This window comes from Kaistia nematophila (assembly GCF_026343855.1).
GTDB classification, from domain to species: Bacteria; Pseudomonadota; Alphaproteobacteria; order Rhizobiales; family Kaistiaceae; genus Kaistia; species Kaistia nematophila.
On record NZ_JAPKNK010000014.1, the window covers coordinates 1 to 21,350 of the forward strand.

General features: G+C 67.2%; 20 protein-coding genes. 9 read left to right on the forward strand and 11 right to left on the reverse strand.

Translation table 11 applies throughout. The features are described from left to right. Positions 1-23 precede the first annotated feature (23 nt). From OSH07_RS22660 to OSH07_RS22675, 4 genes are all read right to left on the reverse strand, one after another. The gene (locus tag OSH07_RS22660; protein ID WP_266340984.1) at positions 24-1,277 is read right to left on the reverse strand and encodes an aminopeptidase; all 1,254 of its coding nucleotides are present in this window, start codon (positions 1,275-1,277) and stop codon (positions 24-26) included. A gap of 83 nt (positions 1,278-1,360) precedes the next feature. Then, positions 1,361-2,791, reverse strand: a complete 1,431-nt coding sequence (locus tag OSH07_RS22665) for an MFS transporter (RefSeq protein WP_338149898.1) — start codon at positions 2,789-2,791, stop codon at positions 1,361-1,363. A gap of 139 nt (positions 2,792-2,930) precedes the next feature. Next, positions 2,931-4,403: a M81 family metallopeptidase gene (locus OSH07_RS22670; RefSeq protein WP_266340986.1), complete on the reverse strand. Its 1,473-nt coding sequence runs from the start codon at positions 4,401-4,403 to the stop codon at positions 2,931-2,933. A gap of 96 nt (positions 4,404-4,499) precedes the next feature. Beyond that, complete coding sequence (locus OSH07_RS22675) at positions 4,500-4,874, reverse strand: RidA family protein (RefSeq protein ID WP_266340987.1); 375 nt, start codon at positions 4,872-4,874, stop codon at positions 4,500-4,502. A 200-nt stretch (positions 4,875-5,074) separates the two neighbouring features. Between OSH07_RS22675 and OSH07_RS22680 the strand changes: the two genes are divergently transcribed. Further along, positions 5,075-5,830 (forward strand): SDR family oxidoreductase, encoded by a 756-nt coding sequence (locus OSH07_RS22680; RefSeq protein WP_266340988.1) that lies wholly within the window; start codon positions 5,075-5,077, stop codon positions 5,828-5,830. Positions 5,831-5,887: 57 nt separating this feature from the next. Continuing rightward, complete coding sequence (locus OSH07_RS22685) at positions 5,888-6,955, forward strand: D-TA family PLP-dependent enzyme (protein WP_266340989.1); 1,068 nt, start codon at positions 5,888-5,890, stop codon at positions 6,953-6,955. Between the two features lie 75 nt (positions 6,956-7,030). Here the strand turns inward: OSH07_RS22685 and OSH07_RS22690 are convergent, their stop codons facing one another. Continuing rightward, positions 7,031-7,537 carry a hypothetical protein gene (locus OSH07_RS22690; RefSeq protein ID WP_266340990.1) on the reverse strand — a complete coding sequence of 169 codons (507 nt, stop codon included), beginning with the start codon at positions 7,535-7,537 and terminating at the stop codon, positions 7,031-7,033. 101 nt (positions 7,538-7,638) lie between these two features. Between OSH07_RS22690 and OSH07_RS22695 the strand changes: the two genes are divergently transcribed. The 3 genes from OSH07_RS22695 to OSH07_RS22705 all read left to right on the forward strand — a co-directional run bounded on the left by OSH07_RS22695 (position 7,639) and on the right by OSH07_RS22705 (position 10,521). Next, positions 7,639-8,916 (forward strand): L-fuconate dehydratase, encoded by a 1,278-nt coding sequence (locus tag OSH07_RS22695; RefSeq protein WP_266340991.1) that lies wholly within the window; start codon positions 7,639-7,641, stop codon positions 8,914-8,916. Positions 8,917-9,058: 142 nt separating this feature from the next. After that, positions 9,059-10,144, forward strand: a complete 1,086-nt coding sequence (locus tag OSH07_RS22700) for a transporter substrate-binding domain-containing protein (protein ID WP_266340992.1) — start codon at positions 9,059-9,061, stop codon at positions 10,142-10,144. Positions 10,145-10,170: 26 nt separating this feature from the next. After that, on the forward strand, positions 10,171-10,521 hold the full coding sequence (locus OSH07_RS22705) for an MmcQ/YjbR family DNA-binding protein (protein WP_266340993.1): 351 nt from the start codon (positions 10,171-10,173) through the stop codon (positions 10,519-10,521). Between the two features lie 27 nt (positions 10,522-10,548). Here OSH07_RS22705 and OSH07_RS22710 read toward each other — a convergent pair whose 3' ends face one another. Further along, entirely contained in the window at positions 10,549-10,731 is a 183-nt protein-coding gene (locus OSH07_RS22710) for a hypothetical protein (protein ID WP_266340994.1), read from the reverse strand. Between the two features lie 247 nt (positions 10,732-10,978). Between OSH07_RS22710 and OSH07_RS22715 the strand changes: the two genes are divergently transcribed. Continuing rightward, positions 10,979-11,149 (forward strand): hypothetical protein, encoded by a 171-nt coding sequence (locus OSH07_RS22715; RefSeq protein ID WP_266340995.1) that lies wholly within the window; start codon positions 10,979-10,981, stop codon positions 11,147-11,149. Positions 11,150-11,311: 162 nt separating this feature from the next. On the opposite strand, the gene OSH07_RS22720 is transcribed toward OSH07_RS22715, so the two are convergent. Continuing rightward, complete coding sequence (locus tag OSH07_RS22720; RefSeq protein WP_266340996.1) at positions 11,312-11,989, reverse strand: hypothetical protein; 678 nt, start codon at positions 11,987-11,989, stop codon at positions 11,312-11,314. Between the two features lie 89 nt (positions 11,990-12,078). Further along, positions 12,079-14,079, reverse strand: a complete 2,001-nt coding sequence (betI, locus tag OSH07_RS22725) for a choline-binding transcriptional repressor BetI (RefSeq protein WP_266340997.1) — start codon at positions 14,077-14,079, stop codon at positions 12,079-12,081. A 350-nt stretch (positions 14,080-14,429) separates the two neighbouring features. On the opposite strand from betI, the gene OSH07_RS22730 reads away from it, so the two are divergent. The 3 genes from OSH07_RS22730 (at position 14,430) to choV (ending at position 17,522) form a co-directional block, all read left to right on the forward strand. Beyond that, positions 14,430-15,380, forward strand: a complete 951-nt coding sequence (locus OSH07_RS22730) for a choline ABC transporter substrate-binding protein (RefSeq protein ID WP_266340998.1) — start codon at positions 14,430-14,432, stop codon at positions 15,378-15,380. Positions 15,381-15,489: 109 nt separating this feature from the next. Further along, positions 15,490-16,341, forward strand: coding sequence for a choline ABC transporter permease subunit (gene choW / locus OSH07_RS22735; protein ID WP_266340999.1), 852 nt, complete (start codon positions 15,490-15,492; stop codon positions 16,339-16,341). Between the two features lie 2 nt (positions 16,342-16,343). Beyond that, entirely contained in the window at positions 16,344-17,522 is a 1,179-nt protein-coding gene (gene choV / locus OSH07_RS22740; RefSeq protein WP_266341000.1) for a choline ABC transporter ATP-binding protein, read from the forward strand. Positions 17,523-17,525: 3 nt separating this feature from the next. On the opposite strand, the gene OSH07_RS22745 is transcribed toward choV, so the two are convergent. From OSH07_RS22745 to OSH07_RS22755, 3 genes are all read right to left on the reverse strand, one after another. After that, a complete protein-coding gene (locus tag OSH07_RS22745) occupies positions 17,526-18,704 on the reverse strand; it encodes a M24 family metallopeptidase (protein ID WP_266341001.1) in 1,179 nt (392 codons plus the stop codon). Between the two features lie 59 nt (positions 18,705-18,763). After that, on the reverse strand, positions 18,764-20,134 hold the full coding sequence (locus OSH07_RS22750) for an LLM class flavin-dependent oxidoreductase (protein WP_266341002.1): 1,371 nt from the start codon (positions 20,132-20,134) through the stop codon (positions 18,764-18,766). Between the two features lie 62 nt (positions 20,135-20,196). Next, positions 20,197-21,330 (reverse strand): pyridoxal-phosphate-dependent aminotransferase family protein, encoded by a 1,134-nt coding sequence (locus OSH07_RS22755; protein ID WP_266341003.1) that lies wholly within the window; start codon positions 21,328-21,330, stop codon positions 20,197-20,199. Between the last annotated feature and the right edge of the window lie 20 nt (positions 21,331-21,350).

Consider the following 21,350-nt stretch of genomic DNA (forward strand, 5'->3'; position numbering starts at 1 on the left):
CGGAACGCGCAGAACCTCGGGCGTCAGGCCCACTCGCCCTGACGCATGATCGGCTCGACGCTGCCATTGGCGCCGATGCCGTCGATGTCGATGTGGCGCGAGCCGATCATCCAGTCGATATGGATCAGGCTCTTGTTGGCGCCGCGCGCCGCCAGGTCTTCCGGGCTCATCGTGTCGCCGCCGCGAATGCACTTGGCATAGGCCTGGCCGAGCGCGATGTGGCAGGCGGCGTTCTCGTCGAACAGCGTGTTGTAGAACAGCAGCCCGCTGGCCGAGATCGGCGAGGAATCCGGCACCAGCGCCACCTCGCCGAGACGGCGCGCGCCCTCGTCCGTGTCCAGCACCTTCGACAGCACGTCGCTGCCCTTGCGGGCGGTCGCGTCGACGATGCGGCCCTCCTCGAAACGCACCGAAATGTCCTCGATCAGCGTGCCCTGGTAGGAGAGCGGCTTGGTGCTGGTGACATGGCCGGAGACGCGGTTCTTGTGCGGCGTGGTGAACACCTCTTCCGACGGGATGTTCGGATTGCAGACGATGCCGTTCTTGGCCGTCGAGGCGCCGCCTTCCCACTCATGGTCGTCGGCGAGGCCGACGGTCAGGTCGGTGCCGGGCCCGACGAAGCGAAGCGCCGAATAGCGCTTGTCGTTCAGGAGCTTGGTGCGGGCATGCAGCGCCTTGTTGTGCTCGCCCCAGGCGGAGATCGGATCGACGAGGTCGACGCGCGAGGCGGCGAAGATCGCATCCCAGAGTTTCGCCACCGCGACTTCTTCGGTCTCGTTCGGGAAGACGGCGCGTGCCCATGCAGGCGACGCAAAGGAGGCAATCGTCCAGTTGATGTCGAAGCCGGCGATCAGTTCCAGCGCCGGCATGTAGGCCTTGGAGCGGGCGCGGTTGGCGCGCGACACTTTGTCGGGATCCTGACCGGCGAGCAGCGACGGGTTTTCGCCGGCGATGGCGAGCCGCGCCGCGCCGTTGCGGAAGGCGGACGCCATGCCGTCGAACAGCCAGCCCGAGGCGACGTCGAAACTGCCGTCCGGCGCGTGGCGATAGCGCATCAGCGTCGCCTCCTCGTCCGAGAACAGCGTCGTCACCAGCGAGGCGCCGGCCTTGTAGGCGTGCTCGGTGATCCGCCGCACCAGCGGCAAGGCGTCAAGCGACGCGGTCATCACCAGTTCCTGGCCCGGCTGCAGACCGAGACCGACGCGCACGGCCACTTCGCCCAGCCGGTCGAGCTTCTGCTCGTGGGTGAGCGACGGGTCCTTGTTCAACTTGGTCATGGCAGAAACTCCGCTCTTCGTTTTCGTTCGAACGGTCCGCCCGGGCGGACCGAAGGGGAAGTCGATGGCTCCGACGGGCGGGCTCAGGCGCGCGCCCGCGCACGGTGCTTGCTGACCGGCGCGCCGGCGTCATGCGGCAGCGCCAGGCTGTCATAGAGGCCGACCAAGCCGACAAGGCCAACGATCAGGAAGGCCACGTGGAAATCCCGCAGCGTCAGCCCCTCCATGTCGGGCGTCAGCCAGGCATCGGACAGGCGCAGGGCGATGGCGCCGAGCGCGATGCCGAGGCCGAAGGTGATCTGCTGCACCAGGCTGAACAGCATGTTGGCGCCGCTCATCCGATCCTGCGGCACGTCGACGAAGGCCATGGTGCCGATGGCGGTGAACTGCATCGAACGCGCCGCGCCGCTGAAGAACAGCACCACCATGATCACCGGCCACGGCGTTGCCGGCGTCAGCAGCGCGCAGCCGAGCAGGGTCGCGACGAAGAACAGGCCGTTGCCGATCAGCGTGTTGCGGAAGCCGAAGGTCCGCAGCACCAGGCCCGTGAAGGGCTTCATGGCGAGGTTGCCGGCGAACAGCGCCAGCACATAGAGGCCGGCCTGGAACGGATCGAGGCCGAAGCCGAGCTGGAACATAAGCGGCAGCAGGAACGGCACGGCGCTAACCGCGGTTCGGAACAGCGACCCGCCCTTCATGGTGACGGCGAAGGTCTGGATCGTCAGGCCGTAGAGGTCCGGCAGGGGATGCGGGTGGCGGCCGGAATGGCGCAGCGCGATCCAGAAGAACAGCGCGCTCGCGACGAGAATGCCGGCGCCGACGACCCAGTCGACATGGCTCTGGCCGACCAGGTCGAGCCCGTACATCAGCCCGGCGCAGGCGACGCTGGTCAAAAGGAAGCCGATCCAGTCGAAGCCCTGGCGGGCGTCGCCGCGCTCGTTCGGAATGAGCCAGAAGGAGAGCGCCAGCGCGACGATGCCGATCGGCACGTTCAGGATGAAGATCCAGTGCCCGGACGCGTAGGTGGTGATGAAGCCGCCGAGCGGCGGACCGAGGATCGGCGCCGACAGCGCCGGCCAGGTCAGGACCGCGATCGCCCGCATCAGCTCGCTCTTCGAGGTGTTGCGCAGCACGACCAGGCGACCGACCGGCACCATCATCGCGCCGCCGACGCCCTGCAGCGTGCGCGCCAGCACGAAGGTGAGGACGGAGTCGCTCAAGGCGCAGAAGACCGAGGCGAGCGTGAACACGGCGACTGCCGAGGCGAACACCGTGCGGGCGCCGAACCGGTCCGCCATCCAGCCGCTCGCCGGGATGAAGATCGCCAGCGTCAGCATATAGACCGACATGCCGATGTTGAGATCGACCGGCGCGACGCCGAAGGAATGCGCCATCTGCGGCAGCGAGGTCGCGATGACCGTGCCGTCGAGGTTCTCCATGAAGAACGCTCCCGCGACGAGCAGGGCGATCCATGTCGATCTATGGGTCGAGGTCTGGGATGGGGCGGAGGTCATGCCGGCCGACGGCGCAGGAGAGGACGAAAGGCGACGTGATGCCAGCCGGCGACACATCGAACCCCTGAGTCATCGCGCTTTCGGCCGGCGAGCACAAGCGGAATGCGGCGCGACAATCGCGCCGCTCCCCGTTCGCGCATCAGCCGTGCGGGTTCTCCACACGCGGCCAGATCGGCCGGTTCAGCTTGCGATAGTCGGTGACGCGCGGGTTCGAAGGATAGGGCGCGCCGGCGTCGATATAGAGGATTTCCGCCGCGATCGGCAGGAAGCCGGCGTGGAAATGGTTGGTCGACTTGACCAGCAGCATGTCCTTCTTCAGCGGGTCGAGGCCTAGATTGGAATAAACGTCCGGCTCGAAGGTCTGCGTGCGGTTGGTGTTGAGAATCACGTCGATCTCCGTGCCGAGAAGGCGCACCCAGGCTGTCGGCCCGAGCGTCACGCGGCTGGCGCCGAAGCTCTGCCAGCTTTCCGGAACCGCGCGGATCACCTCGACCATGGCATCGACCGGCGCGCCGCCGTCCGGGCCCGCCTTGCCGCCGAAGCGAAGCTGGATCTGCGCGCCCTCGCCTGCCGCCAGGCAGAAGGTGACGGCGAGCGGATCCCAGATCGTCGCGACGGCGATGTTGTCGATGCCGCGCTCGAGGATGCGATGCAGGATCAGCGTGCCGTCGCCGGCGACGCCGCCGCCCGGATTGTCCCAGGTATCGGCGATCACCACCGGCTTGCCGGGCTTCGCCGCCACCAGCTCCAGCGCCTTGTCGAGGCCAGCATCGATGCCGAGCTGCGGCATCATCGTCTTGCCGCGCAGCGAGAAGATCTCCATGCCGAGCTTTTCGGCCAGCGCGTCACCCTCGGACTTGCGGTCGTCGGTCACCACCAGCATGCGGGTGCCGAGCTCCGGCACGTCGCCGGCCATGAAGCCGTGGATCAGCGACACCGACAGGATGCCGTCCCTACCGTGCATCGCCTTCATCCGGTCGACGAAGGAGCGCATCGGCTCGCGGCTGGTCGGAAACACGTCGATCATGCGGCAGTCGAAGGTCGAGATCACCGGCTTGATCTCGCCGCGCAGCGCGCGGATGGCGAGATCGACGACGTGCTCGCCGCGCTCGTAGAAGTCCGTGTGGGGGAATTCGAGGAAGGCGGCGAGGATGTTCGAGTTCGCCACCCGCTTCGGCGTCAGGTGGCTGTGCGGGTCGAGCTCGGCGGCGATCAGCACGTCCGGCCCGACGATCTCGCGGATGCGGGCGAGCAGGTCGCCCTCGGGGTCGTCATAACCCTGCGCCACCATTGCGCCGTGCAGGCCGAGCACGACGGCGTCGACCGGCATCGCGGCGCGCAGCTGGTCGAGGATCTCGTCGCGCAGTCCCTCGAAGGTGGCGCGCTGCAGCAGGCCGCCCGGCTCGGCCCAGGTCGCGGTGCCCTCGACGAGGTCGATGCCGTCCGCCTTCGCCCGGCGGCGCAGCGCCACGATCGGCGACGAGCAGAGCGTCGGCGTCTCGGGGTGCTGCCCGGGTCCCGCATAGAACGCCATCTCGAAACTGGCCCGGTCAGTCGGAACGGGCGAGAACGTGTTGGTTTCGGTCGCGAGCGAAGCGGCGAAGATGCGCATGACTGGAGAGATCCGGGCTCATGGGCGCGGGATCGGCGATCCCGGCGCGATCGGGAAAGAAAAAAGGCCCCGGCGGAGCCGGAGCCTGGTTCGATGTCAGCTCTGGGGAGCGTAGGCGATGGCTTCGATCTCGACCTTGATGTCGATCATCAGCCGCGCCTCGACGGTGGTGCGGGCCGGCGGCTCGGTCGGGAAGAAGGTGGCGTAGGTCTTGTTGAAGCCGCCGAAGTCGCGCGCGTCAGTGATGATGACGAAGGTCTTCACCACCTGGTCCATGGTGCAGCCGGCGAGCGCCAGCGCGGCCTTGACGTTCTCGAGCGTCTGCCGGGTCTGCGCCTCGATACCGCCGGCGACGACGGTGCCGGTCGAATCCGTCGGCACCTGGCCGGAGACATAGACGAAATCGCCCGCGCGCACGGCCGGCGAGAGCGGCACATGCGAGGCGCCGTAGACGGTCTTCAATTTGCTCATGAAACAAGCCCCTTCTGCATTGTGGAACGCCCGCCGGGCGGGCGATGGACCAGCGCTGTGTAGCGGCGGCGAAGCTAGAGGAAATCGTTCCGATTATCGACAGGAAAGCGGCAAAATCCGCCATCCCGCCGGTTGCTTTGTCCGCCGATCCGGCCGAGCCTTGCCCAGGGTCCGTATTCGATTGGAACGAAGGGACGGCGATGTTTGGACTGAACGACAAGCATGTTGTGATAAGCGGCGCGGGCGGCGGCATCGGCCGATCGCTGGTCGCCGCGTTTCAGGCGGCCGGGGCGCGCGTGACCGCCTGCGACCGCGATGCGGGACTGCTCGAGCCGCTCGAGGGTGTGGCGAAATACGTGTTCGAGCTGACCGAACCGGAGGCGACCGAGCGCGCCGTGGCCGAGATCGTCGCCAAGGAAGGCACGCCGGACGTGCTCGTCAGCAATGCCGGCTTCAGCCGCGCCGAGACGATGGAGCAGGTCAACCGCCAGAGCTGGGACCAGGAAGTCGACATCAACCTGACCGGCAGCTTCAACCTGATCGACCCGACCATGAAGGCGATGATCGCCAATGGCGGCGGCGCGATCGTCATGACGTCGACCGTCAACGCCCTCTCGCACTACGGAAACCCCGCCTATGCGGCTGCCAAGGCCGGCCTCGTCGCCTATATGCGGGCGATCGCCGTCGAGAATGGCCGCCACAACATCCGCGCCAACTGCATCTGCCCGGGCTCGGTGCGCACGCCGGCCTGGGATCACCGCGTCGAGAAGGATCCGGGCCTGCTGACCAAGGTCGTGGCGCATTATCCGCTCGGCAGGCTGACCATGCCGGCCGATGTCGCCAATGCCGCCGTCTTCCTGGCCTCGCCGCTCGCCGGCGCGATCACCGGCGTCGCCCTCCCCGTCGACGCCGGGCTGACCGCCGGCAATCTGCGCTTCATCCGCGACGTGTTCTGAGGAACCGGGGCCCATCTTCAACTTCCATTCGCCGCCCGGCGACATGGCGAGGACATCATGCCGAGACATATCGATACGCTCCAGACCCCCTGCGTCCTGGTCGATCTCGACCGGGCCGAGGCCAATCTCCAGCGCGCGCAGGACTATGCCGACGCCCATGGCGTCCGCCTCAGGCCGCATATCAAGACCCACAAGCTGCCCTTCTTCGCCAAGCGGCAGCTGGAGCTGGGAGCGATCGGCATCACCTGCCAGAAGCTGGGCGAAGCCGAGGTGATGGCCGATGCGGGCATCGAGGACATCTTCCTGCCCTACAACATCATCGCGCCGGAGAAGCTCTATCGGCTGAAGGAACTGGCGAAGCGCGTGACGCTCTCCGTCACCGCCGACAGCGCCTTCGTCGTCGATGGCTACGCCGAGACCTTCGCCGACAGCGCCCATGCGCCGCTCAACGTGCTGGTCGAATGCGATAGCGGCGCGGGCCGCTGCGGCGTGCAGACGCCGGATGCCGCCGTCGCCCTCGCCCGACTGATCGCCGGCAAGCGCGGCCTCGTTTTCGGCGGCCTTATGACCTATCCGCCGGCCGGCGACGCCCCCGGCGCGCGCAAGTGGCTGGAAGAGGCGGCCGAGAAGCTGGCCGAGGCCGGCCTGCCGGCCAAGACGATCTCGACCGGCGGCACGCCGGACATCTGGCGCGCCCATGAAACGACGATCGCCACCGAGTATCGCCCCGGCACCTACATCTACTACGACCGCTCGCTGGTGGCCCGCGGCGTCGCGACTGTCGAGGACTGCGCGCTCAACGTGCTCGTCACGGTCGTCAGCCGCCCGACCGAGACCCGCGCCATCATCGACGCCGGCTCGAAGGCGCTGACCAGCGACCTGCTCGGCATGACCGGCTACGGTCAGGTGCTCGGCTATCCGGACGCGGTGATCTACGGATTGAGCGAGGAGCACGGCAACATCGACTTCACCGCCTCGGCGACGAAGCCGAAGGTCGGTGAGCGTCTGCGCATCCTGCCGAACCACGCATGCCCGGTCTCGAACCTGTTCGACCATGTGAATCTGGTCTCGGGCGACCATGTCGTCGAGACGATCGAGGTCGCGGCGCGCGGCCGCGTCGACTGATCCAGGCGCCTCTCGCCGCTTCACGGAAGCAGCGGGAGGCCGCCCTCGCCGTTCACGGCGCGAATCGGCGTGTGGTCACTCGCCTTCGGCGACGTAGGCGCGCAGCCTGTCGGCTTCGGTCGTGAGGCGCCGCCGCATATCGGTCAGGAAAGAGAGATTGTGGTGGATTTCCTCGACCCGGCGATCGCCGCGGACGAGGATCCGCTCGGCGTCGGCCAGGATCGCCGCGTCGCGGGCGCTGTCGTCCGTCTCGCCTTCGATCATGTCGCCATAGAGAAACGCGGCGCGCGAACGCGCATCCTCGATCCGGGCCGTCAGTCCGATCAGTTCCTGCTCGATCTCGCCGATCACCTTGGAGATCGAATTCTGAATCGTCGTGAGGCGTTCGACATCGCTGCGAACATCGCGTTCCTTGGAGCGAAATCGAGGGAACAGCACGCAAATTCTCCGGTAGGGCTCGAGGTTGCAACCTAGCCTCGAATCGTCTGCCACAATAATGCCGCATCGCTTTCTGATGGGCGAGCAGGAAACGACCATCCGGTCGGATCCGTTGCCTTTGCGTCGCCGTTGCCGCGCCGCCAAGGCTGCGTTATTCCGGGGCCGGACGCGTTCACCACGGCGCCCCCCACCGTGACGTCCGGATGGGCCGTTCCGGCCCGTGCCGACAGCCGAGAGTTTGATCCATGACACGCATTACAGGCCTTCGCGTCTTCGACCTGCGCTTCCCGACCTCGCAATCGCTCGACGGTTCGGACGCGATGAATCCCGATCCGGACTACTCCGCCGCCTATGTCATCCTCGACACGGACAATCCGGAGCTCGCCGGCCATGGCCTGACCTTCACCATCGGGCGCGGCAACGAGATCTGCTGCGCCGCCATCCGTGCGCTCGATCACCTGGTCATCGGGCTGGAGCTCGACTGGATCAAGGAAGATCCCGGCCGCTTCTGGCGCCACATCACCGGCGACAGCCAGCTGCGCTGGATCGGCCCGGACAAGGGCGCCATCCACCTCGCCACCGGCGCGGTCGTCAACGCCGCCTGGGACCTCTGGGCCAAGGAAGCCAAGAAGCCGGTCTGGCAGCTCGTCGCCGAGATGACCCCGGAAGAGCTCGTCAAGATCATCGACTTCCGCTACCTGACCGACGGCCTGACGCCCGGCGAGGCGCTCGCCCTCCTGAAGCAGGCGGAAATCGGCAAGGCCGAGCGCATCGCCAAGCTGAAGGCGGAAGGCTATCCCTGCTACACCACCTCGGCCGGCTGGCTCGGCTATAGCGACGAGAAGCTGCGCCGCCTCTGCCAGGAGGCCGTCGACCAGGGCTTCAACCACATCAAGATGAAGGTCGGACGCGATCTCGAGGACGACATCCGTCGCCTGAAGGCCGCCCGCGAGGTGATGGGCCCCGACCGCTTCCTGATGATCGACGCCAACCAGGTCTGGGAAGTCGACGCGGCGATCGACTGGGTCAAGCAGCTCGCCTTCGCCAAGCCCTACTTCATCGAGGAGCCGACCAGCCCGGATGACGTCGAGGGCCACCGCAAGATCCGCGAGGGCGTGGCGCCGATCAAGGTCGCGACCGGCGAGATGTGCCAGAACCGCATCATGTTCAAGCAGTTCATCATGCGCAACGCCATCGACGTCGTGCAGATCGACGCCTGCCGCATCGGCGGCCTGAACGAGGTGCTGGCGGTGCTGCTGATGGCGGCGAAGTACGGCAAGCCGGTCTGGCCGCATGCCGGCGGCGTCGGCCTCTGCGAATATGTGCAGCACCTCTCCATGATCGACTATCTCGTCGTCTCCGGCACGAAGGAAGGCCGCGTGATCGAGTATGTCGACCACCTGCACGAGCACTTCATCGAGCCTTGCGACATCCAGAACGCGGCCTACATGCCGCCGAAGCTGCCGGGCTTCTCCATCGAAATGAAGCCCGAGTCGATTGCCGCGCACACCTTTGCCGGCTAGAGCTTGATCCCGGATCGTCACCGACGTCCGGGCAAGCTTTCGCGCAGCGCAACGCGTTGATGGTCCTGGTCGTTTCCGCGGGAGGCGACCAGGACGAAAAGCCGGCGCGGCGCGCCGGCATCGACGAATGGTGGGCAAGGCGATGCGAGCGGCTCTTCTGGTCCTGATGGCAGGCCTCATGCTGGCGCTGTCCGGCCTGGCGGCTCTCGCCGACCCCTCCCCCGCCATCGACACCAGCCGCGAGCTCGTCGTCGCCACCAAGGTGGCGCCGCCTTTCGCCATGAAGGGCCCGGATGGGACCTGGACCGGCATCAGCATCGATCTCTGGCAGCGCGTCGCCGAAACGCTGCATCTGCGCTACCGGCTGGTCGAGGAACCGACCGTCGACGCGCTGATCGACGGCACAGCCGCCGGCAAGTACGACGCGGCCGTGGCCGCGCTCACCATCACCGGCCCGCGCGCCGAAATCATCGATTTCAGCCAGCCCTTCTACCATACCGGCCTCGGCATCGCCGTTTCGCTGACCGGCGGCGCGCGCTGGATGGTGATCCTCAACACCATCCTCTCCTTCGGCTTTCTGCAGGCGGTCGGCGCCCTCGTCGGCCTCGCCCTGCTCGTCGGCATCCTGATCTGGCTGTTCGAGCGGCGGCGCAACGAGCATTTCGGCGGCGCCCGCGGCATCGGCACCTCGATCTGGTGGTCGGCCGAGGCGATGACCCAGGCCAGCACCGGCGTCCGCGCGCCGATCACGCTCGCCGGCCGCACCCTCGCCATCCTCTGGATGGCGGTCTCGATCATCGCCATCGCGGTGTTCACCGCCGGCGTCACCTCGGCGCTCACCACGCGAACCCTTCAGGGGCTCGTCAACAATGCGAGCGATCTGGCGAGCGTCCGCGTCGGCGCGATCTCCGATTCCTCGAGCGTCGACTACCTCACCGGCCAGCGCATCAAGTTTCGCGGCTATCCGTCGGCCGAAGCGGGGCTGAAGGCGTTGAAGGACGGCCAGATCGACGCCTTCGTCTATGACAAGCCGCTGCTCGCCTGGCATGTGCTGCAGGAGTATTCGTCGACGATGGACGTGCTCGACATCGTCTTCGATCCGCAGAACTACGGCATCGCCCTGCCGCTCGGCAGCCCGCTGCGCAAGGACATCGACGTCGCCGTGCTCGACAGCACGCGCAGCGACTGGTGGAAGCAGACGCTGTTCCGCTATCTCGGCGAACGCTGACGCCGCGCAGAACCGGAGGGTCCATCATGCCGAACGAGGGACCGATCGACCGCCTGCGGGCTCTCTGCATGAACCTGCCCGAAGCGACCGAGCAGGAAAGCTGGGGCGACCCGACCTTCCGCGTGCGCGGCAAGATCTTCGCCATGCCGAAGCGCGGCGACGGACGGCTGTCGGTCTGGATCAAGGCGCCGGAAGGAAGTCAGGCGATCCTCGTCGGCGCCGATCCCGCGCGCTTCTTCGCGCCGCCCTATGTCGGCCCGAAGGGCTGGGTCGGCATCCGGCTCGACGACAATCCCGACTGGGAAGAGGTGTCGGCCCTCCTCCGCCGCAGCTACCGCCTGGTCGCGCCGAAACGCCTCGCCGACCGTGTGGCGTGAGACGCGGGGGCAGGCGCCCCCGCCGCGTCAGCCCTTGGCGTGACCCATGTCTTCCATCATGTGCTCAACGGCCATGATGGCGTTCTCGAGATCGGAGATCTTGCGCAGCGCCCCATCGGTCGGAAGACCGCCGGCCTCGACCGCCTGGGTGATCAGCTTCTGCTGCGCTTCGACCAGGCGCGCCCTGAGCGCCGTCAGCTTCTTGTTCATCGATATTATCCTTCGTTCCGACCTACGTATGACAGGTTCGCATGAGGCTTCGACACGAAAATCCGGCAACCGTCGATGCGACGCAATCGCCCAACTTGTTGTGGATGAGGAAGAGCCGCCCCGGGCGGTTCCATACCATCGCTTGACCGAATCTCGAAGGAGGCAGATTCTTCGTCGTGGTTCTTCTCGACAGGGTGGTCGGATTATGTCGCGACGAATTTTCCTTACCGCAGCCTTGGATCGTCTCGTGGACGAAGGCCAGATAGGCCGGCGCTCCAACGCGCACCGGATCATCAAGCTGGTGATCGACAACGGCGTCGCGGTGCTCGACGAAGACCAGCGCCAGATCTACGACCGGGAACTCATCCCCAAGATCGAACGGGTCCAGATCCTCGGCAACGCCGTCGCTCACTCCTAGTTCGATAGCACCTTCCGGAACGATCGCCACCTGCCGATTTTCGCGTTCGAGCGGCGTGGTTATCGGCATGTTAACGGGCCGGGAATCGGGTTTCGCCGAACTGGCTGACCGCTGGCCTGACCGGCAGGTCGTCCTGCACGCATGCGATTTTTCCGCGCACGATCATTCCGCGGCGAAGCAGTAGAACAGGCCGGCCCCGCCGGTGCCCTGCAGCGCTGCCGGGCTGCAGCCGCCGCGTGTCAGATGAGACGAGTTCCACGACTTCATCGGCGCGCTGTCGTTGAGTCCGACGCGGTCGTGGTGTCCGAGCATCGCCGCTCCCTCCTCGCCGCTCTTCGTCCAGTTGCCGCAGGTCTTGTCGTCGCCGGGCGGGAATGCCGTGCCGTCCGCCTGGCTGCCGGTGAGCATGTCATGCGTGTTCGGCATGTCACCGCGGCCTTTCACGGTTTCGCCGGTCTCCGTCAGCGCCGTCTTCTTGTTGAGATTGTTGTCAGGCCCGTGCAGGTCGGCGACGTCCTTGGCGATGACGACACCCTTGGCATTCTGCCACGGCCCCTTGCCGATACGATCGCGCGCGTTGACGGCTGGCTTGCCGCCGACGGCCTGGGTCGAGAGATAGGCGCGCCAAGTCTTCGTGCCCGCGCCAACCTTCTCGGCGAGAGTCTGGCAGATCGTGTCGGCTCCTTCGAGCCCGCCGAGATCGGCGCCCTTACCGGAGCCGGCGCTGGTGACGAAGAACGTCATGTCCTTCTCCTGCGCCCGGGCCGGCCCGGCCAGAACAAAGGGCGCGACCGACGCCGCCGCCACGCAGGATGCCAGCAGCCAGGATACAGGTTTCATCTCGTCGTCCTCCACACCGTCTCGCCCTGCAACGCACGGATGCGACATCCGTTCCCGGGCAATGGCGAGGGACCCAGGGATTGCCGGCGCTAGTCGGCGCCAAGATGGACGTAGACGCGCTTCCGTCGCAGATGGGCCTGCAGCGCCGCCCGGGCATCCTCGGCTCCAGGAGCGGATCTTTCGGCTGGCGACAAAGGCCCGCGATTGATCCAGCCGGTATCGGCCCGCAGTTGCGCGACGACGCGGTGGCCGCGCGCCAGGTCACGCGTGAAGAGGCAGGCGGCGCAGCCATGAAGGCCGGCATTGGCGCGGGCGACCGCCTCGTCCTCAGCCGCAAACGCGAGCACCGCCACGACCGGAGCGAGGACCTGATCGCGCACGATCGCCATATCGTCAGCGCAGCCATCGAGGAGGGCAGGCGCAAGGAACGCTCCCTTCGCCAGGCCGCCCTCTGCAAGACGGTGACCGCCGACAAGCCGCCTCGCGCCTTGTTCCCCGGCCTCTTCGATCCGGCAGAGCACGTCCTGCAGGCCTGCGTCCGAAACCAGCGCGCCGACCTCGGTGGCGACGTCCAGCGGGTCGCCGACGACGGCGCCGCGGATGCGGGCGGCGAGCTTGTCAAGGAAAGCGGGACGAATGGCCTCCTGCACGAAAACGCGCGCCGCGCCCGAGGCCCGCCCAGCCCCGAGAATGCAGGATTGCAGCACAGCCGCGACAGCATCGTCCAAGGGTGCATCGTCGAAGACGATCAGCGCCGGCTTACCGCTCGGTTCGGCCGCCCCGGCCGCCAGCGCGATGTCGGGTTGCCGCATCAGCAGATCGCCCGTCCTGGCCGGGCCGAGCACGACGTTGAAGACGCCATCCGGCAGGCCGGCCTCCGACAGGATCTCGGCCAGCTTCAATGCCGCCAGCGATGCCAGTTCGGATGGCCGGAAAACGATGGCATTGCCGGCGGCGAGCGCCGGCGCGGCGCGGCTGCAGGCGCTCCAGAGCGGATCGCCGCATCGTCCGGCCGCCACGATAACGCCGAGCGGCTCCGGCCGCGCATAGCCGAAACCTTGCGAACCGAGATCGACATGCTCGCCGGCGAGCGTCGCGGCGAGCCCGGCAAAGCGATCGAGGCAATCGGCAGCGGCCGCGACGTCGGCCCCGGTGTCCCGGATCGGCCTTCCGGTATCGCGCGTTTCCAGCCGTGCCAGTTCATCCCCACGCCCGCGTAGCAGGTGGGCGGCGCGGGCCATCACCTTGCCGCGCTCGCTGGCGGTCATAGCGGCCCAGATCCCCTGGCCGGATTTCGCGCTCGCGACGGCCGCCGCTACCTCGGCCTCGCCGGCAATCTCGATCTCGGCCAGGACCGCGCCTGTCGCCGGCTCGAAGGTGGGGAAACTGCCGCGCTCGACGGCAGGATGCGCGCGGCCACCGACATAGCTCCGGAGGATCGGCTCGGCCGCGCCCTCGGCCTCGGCCTCGGCGCTGGCGCCGACGCGCTGGCGGATCGCCGCCAGCTGCGCGTCGACGAAGGCGGTGGCGATGGCGCGCGCCTCGGCACTCTCCGGCTCGCCTTCCGCCGCCAGCGTCTCGCGCAGCCACAGCCCGTCGATCACGGCGGCGATGGCGACCGCAGTCCGCTCCGCGTCACGCGCCGAGACGAGCCGCCTCAGCCCATGCCGCAGATTGGAGAGCATGCGGCGCTGATAGACGTTCTGCACCCGCTTGAAGCGGACGGAGTGGATCACCTGGCCCCAGAAGGCGAGCCAGACACTGGCGGTGCGGCGATCGAATTCCTCCGGCGCCAGATTGGCGTCGATGACGGCCTGGATCCTTTCACGCGGGGTGCGCGCCTGGGCGAGCCGCCGCGCGACCAGCCGGCTGAGGCGCCCGGCCAGATGACGCAGGGTGGCTTCGAGCAGGCCTTCCTTGTCGCCGAAATAATGCGCGACCAGGCCCGGCGAAACTCCGGCGCGCCGGGCGATGTCCATCAGCGTGCAGGCGGCGAAGCCGACATCGGCGAGCGACTCGATCGTCGCCTCGATCAGCTGGCGCCGCCGGACATCCTCGGCCTCGAATCGAACGGAACTCGCTTCCCGCATGACGATCCCTGCGCCACCTTCCCTGCGCCTGTGGTGTAGCCCGATTGAACGAGCAATCAAAGCCCTCCCCCGACCGCGGGATAACCCACCCCGGAAACGCCGATTTCAAGATCAAAATGTCATAATATCGGCATAAACCGGTTATTTCGACATATTGAACGACCATTCAATCAGACCAGAATGAAACTGGGAAAATAATCCATTCGACACCACAAAACAGGGATGGACACATCGCCGCGCAGACTTCGGCCAAAACTGTCGTTAGGACATCCCATCGCGCACTATGCTGCGCTATGCTTTGGAATATCGGGCGGCATCCTGGCGGAGCCGCAGCTTGGGAGACGTCTAGAATGCTCAACTCGGTTATCTCGCGATCGCTGGCAGCGGCCGCCTGCGTCCTCGCGCTCGCAGGCGGCGCTTCCGCGGCCGAGCCGGCCTCGTGCAAGACGGTGCGCTTCTCCGACGTCGGCTGGACCGACATCTCGGCGACGACCGGGTTGACCTCGCGCATCCTGACCGGCCTCGGCTACGAGCCGAAGCTGCAGGTCCTGTCGGTGCCGGTCACCTACGCCTCGCTCAAGAACAAGGACATCGACGTCTTCCTCGGCAACTGGCTGCCCTCGATGGCGGCGGACCTGAAGCCCTACCAGGACGATGGCTCGGTCGAGGTCGTCGGCGTCAATCTCGAAGGCGCCAAGTACACGCTCGCCGTGCCGAGCTACCTGTTCGACGAGGGACTGAAGACCTTCGCCGACATCGCCAAGTTCAAGGACAAGCTCGGCGGCAAGCTCTACGGCATCGAGCCGGGCAATGACGGCAACCGTCTGATCCTGGACATGATCAAGTCCGACAAGTTCGGCCTCGGCTCGTTCGAGCTGGTCGAATCCAGCGAACAGGGCATGCTGGCCCAGGTCGACCGCGCCGGCCGCAAGAAGGACGCGATCGTCTTCCTCGGCTGGGCGCCGCATCCGATGAACGAGAAGTTCAAGATGGAATATCTCGACGGCGGCGACGACGTCTTCGGTCCGAATTTCGGCGGCGCGACCGTCTCGACCAGCGTCCGCAAGGGCTATGTCGAGGAATGCCCGAATGTCGGCGCGCTGCTGAAGAACATGAAGTTCACCCTGCCGATCGAAGGCCAGGTCATGGCCAGCATCCTCGATGACGGCAAGGAGCCGCTCGCCGCCGCCGAGGCCTGGCTGAAGGCCAATCCGGGCCAGATCGACACCTGGCTCGCCGGCGTCAGCACCATTGACGGCCAGCCCGGCGCCGACGCGGTGAAGAAGAGCCTCGGCCTCTGACGACAAGATCGCTCCCTGTCGGCGCCGTCCCGGCGTCGGCAGGGGCAGACCCTGACCGGGCGATCGCTCGATCGCCCGGATGGCCGGCAGGACCGGCGGAGACCCCTTCATGTATAGCTGGCTGACCGAGCACAAGATTCCGCTCGGATCCACGATCAAGACCGTCGTCGACTTCCTGAACCAGCACGCGCAATGGCTGTTTGACTGGATCTCGCTCGTCCTCGGCACGATGATCGACGGCCTGACCGCGTGTCTGCTGGCCGTGCCACCGCTGGCGCTCGTCGCCGTCTTCGCCGCGATCGCCTATGCGCTGCACCGCTCGTTCAAGCTTGCCGCCTTCACGGGCGTAGCCTTCCTCCTCGTCATCAATCTCGGCTACTGGCAGCCGACGATGGAGACGCTGTCGCTGGTGATCTGGGCGACGCTGGTCTGCGTCGTGATCGGCGTGCCGGTCGGCATCGCCGCCGCGCACCGGCCCTGGCTCTATGCCGGCATCCGCCCGATCCTCGACCTGATGCAGACGATCCCGACCTTCGTCTACCTGATCCCGACGCTGGTCCTGTTCGGCCTCGGCACGGTGCCGGGCCTGATCTCGACCGTGATCTTCGCCATTCCCGCGCCGATCCGGCTCACCCATCTCGGCATCACCTCGGTGCCGGCGCAGCTGCGCGAAGCGGGTCAGGCCTTCGGCGCCACGCGCCGGCAGCTGCTCTACAAGGTCGAGCTGCCGCATGCGCTGCCCACCATCATGGCCGGCGTCACCCAATGCATCATGCTGTCGCTTTCCATGGTGGTGATCGCGGCGCTTGTCGGCGCGGACGGCCTCGGCAAGCCGGTCGTGCGCGCGCTCAACTCGGTCAATATCGGCATGGGCTTCGAGGCGGGCGCGGCGATCGTGCTGCTCGCCATCGTGCTCGATCGCGTCTGCAAGCGCCCCGCGCGCAAGACCGGGAGGCCCTGACCATGGCGGCCATCGAATTCAAGAATGTCGACATCGTCTTCGGCGACCGCCGCGGAAAGGCGCTGGAACAGCTGGACCAGGGCGCGACGCGCGACGAAATCCTCGCCCGGAGCGGCGCCGTCATCGGCGCCGCCGGCGTCGACCTGACCGTCGAGCGCGGCGAGATCTGCGTGCTGATGGGCCTCTCCGGCTCCGGCAAGTCGACCGCGCTTCGCGCGGTCAACGGCCTAAACCCGGTGACGCGCGGCGCCGTGCTGGTGACCCATGAAGGCAAGCCGGTCGACGTGACGCGCTGCGACGAGGCGACCCTGCGCGAGATCCGCACGGGCACCGTCTCGATGGTGTTCCAGCAGTTCGGCCTGCTGCCCTGGCGCTCCGTGCGCGACAATGTCGGCTTCGGGCTGGAAATCCGCGGCATGAAGAAGGCCGAGCGCCAGCGCATCGTCGACGACAAGCTCGCCATGGTCGGCCTGACGCAGTGGGCCGACAAGAACGTGCACGAGCTGTCCGGCGGCATGCAGCAGCGCGTCGGACTGGCGCGTGCCTTCGCCACCGACGCCGACATCCTGCTGATGGACGAGCCGTTCTCGGCGCTCGACCCGCTGATCCGCGACAAGATGCAGGACGAGCTCCTGAGCCTGCAGAAGCGCATCCAGAAGACGATCCTGTTCGTCAGCCACGATCTCGACGAGGCGATGAAGCTCGGCAACAAGATCGCCATCATGGAGGCGGGCCGCATCGTCCAGTGCGGCACGGCGGAGGACATCCTGCTGCGGCCGGCCAATCCCTACGTCGCCGATTTCGTCAAGCACACCAACCCTTTGCACGTGCTGCGCGGCGGTTCGGTGATGACGCCGGCGAGCGAGTTGCGACGCGACGACGGCGTCATCCTGCTCGATCGCGCCGGCCAGGTGCGCATGCGGCTCGACGCGGCCGACCGGCCGGTCGGCGTCGAACTCGCCGGCCGCGAGGGCAGCCTCGGCCGCGTCAACGGCAATGCCGCGGCCTTCGACACCCCCTGCGACCTGATCGTTGCGCCGGTCGGGCTGAAGCTTGCGACCGCGATCGCGCTGAAGCGGAAATCCGACCATCCGATCGTCTTCGTTGACGCGGACGGACGGCTGGCCGGCCTTTGCGGCGACGACGAGATCTATGGCAGCCTGCTGCGCCGCAGCGCCTAAGCCTCAGACAAGCTTGACGATTTCGGTCTGCGTCGGCGTCGTCACGCTGGGGCCGGCGCGGGGATCGAGGAAGACGTTGATCTCGAGCCGGACGCCGAATTCCGGCAGATAGATCGCCGGCTCGATCGAAAAGCCGGTGCGCGGCAGGATGCGGCGGGTGTCGTGGGTCTCGAGGTTGTCGAGATTGACGCCGAGCCCGTGCAGCCGCTTGCCCGGCCCCATGCTATGGCCGGTGCGGTGGTGGAAATTGTCCCCGAAACCGGCCGCCGCGATGATGCCGCGCGCCACGTCGTCGACCTGCCAGCCCTCCAGCACCTCGCCGGATTGCCAAGCCTTTTCAATCGCCTGCAGCGCGCCGTCGCGGGCATGGCGGACGATGTCGAAGACGGTCTGGAGCCTCTCCGGGATGACATCGCCGGCATAGGCGCCCCAGGCGATGTCGGAATAGACGTTGCGCTCGCCGGGATAGCGCGCCCAGAAATCGATCAGCAGCCAGTCGCCGGCACCGATGAGAGCCGAGCCCTCCGGCTTCGGCTCGTAGGAGACGATGCCGGAATGGCCGTTGACCTGCACCACCGGCTGGCCCTCCGTCTCCAGCCCGAGGCGCTCGAACTCGGAAACGATGAACTGCTGCAGCCCATATTCTGTTAGCGGCCTGTTAACCCGGATCGCGGTTTTCGCCAGATCGAAGGCGGCGTCCTTGATGCCGGCGACAACGACGCAGGCGCGCTTGTGGCTCTCGATCGCGAAATCGTCCCAGGCGGCGGCCGAGACCTGGAACAGGTCGGCCGAGGTGACGATCCGGTAGTCCCAGCTCCGCAGCAGCTCGACCGTGCCGGCATCGGCCCAGGCGACGGTCGGCACCCCGCCCTCTTCCGAATATTCCATCGCCAAAGTCTTCGCCGGCCCGAGCAGGTCGCGGAGCATCGCCCGCATCTCGACCCAGCCGCGGAAGATCCGCTTCTCGATGTCGACGTCGTGGAAGAAGAACTGGTCGACGGTATGGATCAGCAGAACCGGTTGGCCCGTTCGCGGCACGACCAGGAAGGCGCGCCGGGTCGGGTTCCGGACGATTCCGAGAATGTGCCAGAGCAGCGGGTTGCTGCCGCGATAATCGACGAGCAGCCAGGCATCGATGCCTTCGGCCTGCATGAAGCGCTGGGCGTCGGAGAGGTTGAACATGGGCGGTCCTCAAGCTCGGTGCGGCTCCCTCTCCCACCGGGCGGGAGAGGGCTAGGCCCCTACCCCCGACGATATTTCCGGCCGGGATGGTCGTCGCGAAGCTGCTTCTGGCCGGCGCCGTAGAGGCTCTCGCGGAAGGTCGAGCCTTCATAGCCGGCCCGCATCAGGCCGCGGCGGCGCAGTTCGGGGACGACGTATTTTACCGTGTCGACGAAGGTGCCGGGGCGGATGGCGTAGGTGATGTTGAAGCCGTCGAGGTCGGCGATCTCGACCCAGTGCTGCATCTCGTCGGCGATCGTCTTGCCGGAGCCGACGAATTTCGGCCCCATGCCGCCGACGCCCATGTAGTGGGCGATGTCGCGCAGCGTCCAGACGGTGTCCGGGTCCGCATCGGCGAAGAGATGGCGGGTGAAATGCGCCGCGTTCGGATTGATCTCGGTCAGCGGCAGGTCGGGATCATATTTCGAGACGTCGAGCCCGAGCGGGCCGGCGAACTGCACCATGGCGCCCTCGTAATCGGCATAGGAGAGCAATTCGGCATATTTCGCCTCCGCCTCGCCATCCGTCTCGGCCGCGACGACCGTCGTCACGGCGAAGACCTTCAGGCTGCGCGGATCACGGCCCTCAGCCGCCGCGGCGGCGCGGATGTTGGCGACGACGGGCGCGATCACCTCCGGCCGCGTGCCATGCACGAAGACGCCCTCGGCATGGCTGGCGGCGAAGGTCTGGCCGCGCGCCGAGGATCCCGCCTGGAACAGGACCGGCGTGCGCTGCGGCGACGGTTCGGCGATGAAGGCGTCGGGGACGTTGAAATAGCGGCCGTGATGGCCGATCGGATGCACCTTGGCCGGATCGACATAGACGCCCCTCGCCTTGTCGATGACGACGGCGTCGTCCTCCCAGGAGCCTTCCCAGAGCTTGTAGAGCACGGCCATGAACTCGTCGCCGCGATCATAGCGCTCGTCGTGCGAGAGCTGCTCGCCGCGGCCGAGATTGCGGGCGGCGCTGTCGAGATAGGAGGTGACGATGTTCCAGCCAACGCGGCCGCCGCTCGCATGATCGAGGCTCGTCATCTTGCGGGCAAAGCTGTAGGGCTGCTCGTAGGTGAGCGAGACGGTGGCGGCAAAGCCGAGGTTTTTCGTCACCGCCGCCATGGCCGAGAGGATCGAGAGCGGGTCGTTGATCGGCACCTGCGTCGCGGTGCGCAGCGCCCCGTCCGGCTTGCCCTGGTAGACGTCGAGCATGCCGAGAACGTCGGCCAGGAAGATCGAGTCGAAGCCCGCCCCTTCCAGCATGACGGCAAGCTCGGTCCAGTAGTTTAGGTCCTTGTAGCGGTGCGACTGGTCTTCCGGATGGCGCCAGAGGCCGGACGAGATGTTGACCGGCGAGCAGTTTTCGAAGGCGTTCAGGTGAATGGTTCGGGCGGTCATGGGCGGTTCCCAATGCTGTCTCGTTGCTTCATCTCCCCCTGAGGGAGAGGTGAAGAAGGGCATCACTCCGCCGACCCGGCCGGCTCGGCGTCCTGGTAGGCTTTGGCGACGGCCTCGATTGCTGCATCGAGGTCGACCGCGTGGCCGAGCGAAGCCAGCGCCTGGCCATAGGCGACGACATTGGCGAGCACGGGCCGGTAGGCGGCGCGAAGCGCCGTGTGGTTGAGCCGGACCAGCAGCGCCTCGACGCCGCCGACGCCGGGGCTGATGGCCGAACCCTCGAATTCGGAAGCCGCGGCGACCAGCGCCTGCGCCTCGATGCCGGCGGGGATCGGCGCTGCCGTCACCAGCGCCGAGGCGGCGGCGTCATCCTCGATCCAGGGCGTGATGCCGAGCGCGCGAATACCGGCGCGCGTCGCCTTCGCCGCGAGCTGATGCCGCTCGACCACCGTCTCGACGCCATCCTCTTCCGCGTCGATCCGGTCGAGCGCCGCGTTGAGGGCCCAGAATTCCAGCGGCGCCGGCGTGCCGGGCAGCGCATCGGCGCCGACATCCAGCCATTTTTCCTTGAGGTCGAGCAGCGACAGCGTCGAAAGCCGCAGCGCCGGCTCCTCGGCGATCTTCGCCCAGGCGGCCTCGCTGACCGAGATGGCGGAAAGGCCGGCCGGCCCGCCCAGCCCCTTCTGCGGGCCGATGACGGCGATATCGATGCCGAGCGTCTGGACCTCGAATTCGTGCGCGCCGATCGAGGCGACGGCGTCGACCACCAGCAGCGCGCCCCGCGCCTTGGCGCTGGCCGCGATCTCCGGCAGCGGATTCAGGACACCGTTCGCCGCCTCGCCATGCACGAGCACGACGACATCGACCTTTTCCATGGCATCGAGCGCCGCCTGGAACGCCGCGAATTCGACCGGCCGGCCGAGCCCGGCCACGACGTCCTCGACGACCGCGCCGCCCCGGCGCAGCCAGGTCGCGAAATACTCGCCATACAGGCTGGTGACGACGTTGAGGACGGCGAGGCCAGGTTTGGCGAGGCTGGCGGCCACCGCTTCCAGCGCCACGACGGCCTCGGCCTGCACGAAGACGACATCGTCGAAGCTTCGCATCACCGCGCCGATCCGGTCGGCCAGCACGGCATAGCCGACATTGGGGTAAGCAGGCGGATCGAGCAGGTCTTCGGCGGCGAATTGGGTCATCGATTTCGGTCTCTTGTTGT

What these genes read in the sequence shown, in the direction of transcription:
- OSH07_RS22660 (WP_266340984.1), bottom strand. Translation starts at nt 1,277, where the DNA reads ATGACCAAGTTGAACAAGGACCCGTCGCTCACCCACGAGCAGAAGCTC.
- OSH07_RS22665 (WP_338149898.1), bottom strand. Translation starts at nt 2,791, where the DNA reads ATGACCTCCGCCCCATCCCAGACCTCGACCCATAGATCGACATGGATC.
- OSH07_RS22670 (WP_266340986.1), bottom strand. Translation starts at nt 4,403, where the DNA reads ATGCGCATCTTCGCCGCTTCGCTCGCGACCGAAACCAACACGTTCTCG.
- OSH07_RS22675 (WP_266340987.1), bottom strand. Translation starts at nt 4,874, where the DNA reads ATGAGCAAATTGAAGACCGTCTACGGCGCCTCGCATGTGCCGCTCTCG.
- OSH07_RS22680 (WP_266340988.1), top strand. Translation starts at nt 5,075, where the DNA reads ATGTTTGGACTGAACGACAAGCATGTTGTGATAAGCGGCGCGGGCGGC.
- OSH07_RS22685 (WP_266340989.1), top strand. Translation starts at nt 5,888, where the DNA reads ATGCCGAGACATATCGATACGCTCCAGACCCCCTGCGTCCTGGTCGAT.
- OSH07_RS22695 (WP_266340991.1), top strand. Translation starts at nt 7,639, where the DNA reads ATGACACGCATTACAGGCCTTCGCGTCTTCGACCTGCGCTTCCCGACC.
- OSH07_RS22700 (WP_266340992.1), top strand. Translation starts at nt 9,059, where the DNA reads ATGCGAGCGGCTCTTCTGGTCCTGATGGCAGGCCTCATGCTGGCGCTG.
- OSH07_RS22705 (WP_266340993.1), top strand. Translation starts at nt 10,171, where the DNA reads ATGCCGAACGAGGGACCGATCGACCGCCTGCGGGCTCTCTGCATGAAC.
- OSH07_RS22710 (WP_266340994.1), bottom strand. Translation starts at nt 10,731, where the DNA reads ATGAACAAGAAGCTGACGGCGCTCAGGGCGCGCCTGGTCGAAGCGCAG.
- OSH07_RS22720 (WP_266340996.1), bottom strand. Translation starts at nt 11,989, where the DNA reads ATGAAACCTGTATCCTGGCTGCTGGCATCCTGCGTGGCGGCGGCGTCG.
- betI (WP_266340997.1), bottom strand. Translation starts at nt 14,079, where the DNA reads ATGCGGGAAGCGAGTTCCGTTCGATTCGAGGCCGAGGATGTCCGGCGG.
- OSH07_RS22730 (WP_266340998.1), top strand. Translation starts at nt 14,430, where the DNA reads ATGCTCAACTCGGTTATCTCGCGATCGCTGGCAGCGGCCGCCTGCGTC.
- choW (WP_266340999.1), top strand. Translation starts at nt 15,490, where the DNA reads ATGTATAGCTGGCTGACCGAGCACAAGATTCCGCTCGGATCCACGATC.
- choV (WP_266341000.1), top strand. Translation starts at nt 16,344, where the DNA reads ATGGCGGCCATCGAATTCAAGAATGTCGACATCGTCTTCGGCGACCGC.
- OSH07_RS22745 (WP_266341001.1), bottom strand. Translation starts at nt 18,704, where the DNA reads ATGTTCAACCTCTCCGACGCCCAGCGCTTCATGCAGGCCGAAGGCATC.
- OSH07_RS22750 (WP_266341002.1), bottom strand. Translation starts at nt 20,134, where the DNA reads ATGACCGCCCGAACCATTCACCTGAACGCCTTCGAAAACTGCTCGCCG.
- OSH07_RS22755 (WP_266341003.1), bottom strand. Translation starts at nt 21,330, where the DNA reads ATGACCCAATTCGCCGCCGAAGACCTGCTCGATCCGCCTGCTTACCCC.